Source organism: Aneurinibacillus tyrosinisolvens, assembly GCF_001015055.1.
GTDB lineage: Bacteria > Bacillota > Bacilli > Aneurinibacillales > Aneurinibacillaceae > Aneurinibacillus_A > Aneurinibacillus_A tyrosinisolvens.
Window position 1 is genome coordinate 1 of sequence record NZ_BBWZ01000114.1, and the last position, 1,155, is coordinate 1,155.

A 1,155-nucleotide genomic window follows, 5' to 3' on the forward strand; every position below is an offset into this window, starting at 1 on the left:
GGACGTATTTACCTTTATTGTTTGCACGAACAATTTGGATGGGACAATCCCGATGCGATTTTTATTAACCTTTGATTGATGGGAGATATATAGAAGTGCTTATGGGACGTATCACCCTTTATGATAAAGCTTGGAATAAATGTACAGCAGACTGGCAGCGTCACAATGAAAAGTGGATAAGTGCATATGAAGGTACTATAGACGAATGCCTGCGATTTGTTGAAGAAAATGAAGAATGGTTTTATTAATCGGTTAAAGTATGAAAAATAAATAATGAGGATTATTGCGATGAAAATTCCCGAGTTACGAAAACGTGTACAAGAACTATCAGCAAAAGACATGGAGACAATCATTGTTGAGATGTACAAAATGATGCCGAAAAAGTTTATCGAAGAGAAGCAAATAGATGAGTTAATTACACATGGTAAGGCATTCACTGAAGGGGAAAAAAAGTAGCAAAAAGGCTGCGGAACCAACAGATTTTATCAGTCTAAAGGCGGAAATAGAACAGTTTATTGAGTATGCGAATCATCAATATTATTTGGCGCCAAACAGAGTAGTCCCAAAAAAAGACCGACCCAAATGGCGCTTCACCGTCAAACGTGTTGTCAATCAGTTGATGCAGTTTGCGGAAGAACCTCAATATGCGGGGGAATCGGCCTGCTTATTAGAATCGTTGTATAAATTAATCTGCCGTGCATGCAGTGAATATCTTTTTAATACGGAAGATCCGTTCCGCTCAATTATGATTGATCAGCTTGATTTTTTCCGAAGCGTAGTGGCGTTAAAAAAGAAAGTAGAGTCTCCGGAAAAGTGGATTTCTGATTCCATTTTATTAATTATTGATTGCGAGACGGATCGTGAGTTAGCACGTATAGACTTGATGGGTCCTTTGTGGGAAGTCGCAGAAGAAAAATGGTTGAAAGAATTATTAATAAAACAATGTGATCTGTTGTTACAAGCCTATTTACGTGAGCGTAAAGAGATTCAGGAGAAGCAAGGGACAAAGATAAAAAAGTCGGGATGGAGCTTCCCGTCTTCACCCGATATGCATATTCAACGCAAGATAGAAAATCTTGTTCTTATGGTGTTAATGGCTCATTTTAACATGGATAATTATAAGGCAGGCATTGACTACTTCAAGAAGTACTATGT

Annotated in this window: 3 protein-coding genes; all 3 read left to right on the top strand. The window is 37.9% G+C overall.

The window, feature by feature from the left end; translation table 11 throughout:
• Positions 1 to 95 precede the first annotated feature (95 nt).
• Complete coding sequence (locus tag MBEAL2_RS32155) at positions 96 to 248, top strand: hypothetical protein (protein ID WP_161798321.1); 153 nt, start codon at positions 96 to 98, stop codon at positions 246 to 248.
• Positions 249 to 288: 40 nt separating this feature from the next.
• The gene (locus MBEAL2_RS32160) at positions 289 to 456 is read left to right on the top strand and encodes a hypothetical protein (RefSeq protein ID WP_161798322.1); all 168 of its coding nucleotides are present in this window, start codon (positions 289 to 291) and stop codon (positions 454 to 456) included.
• On the top strand, positions 422 to 1,155 hold a 734-nt coding region (locus MBEAL2_RS28555; RefSeq protein ID WP_047155557.1), incomplete at its 3' end, for a hypothetical protein. The genes MBEAL2_RS32160 and MBEAL2_RS28555, both read left to right, overlap by 35 nt.

Coding starts and splice junctions, on each gene's coding strand:
- MBEAL2_RS32160 (WP_161798322.1), top strand. CDS start 289: ATGAAAATTCCCGAGTTACGAAAACGTGTACAAGAACTATCAGCAAAA.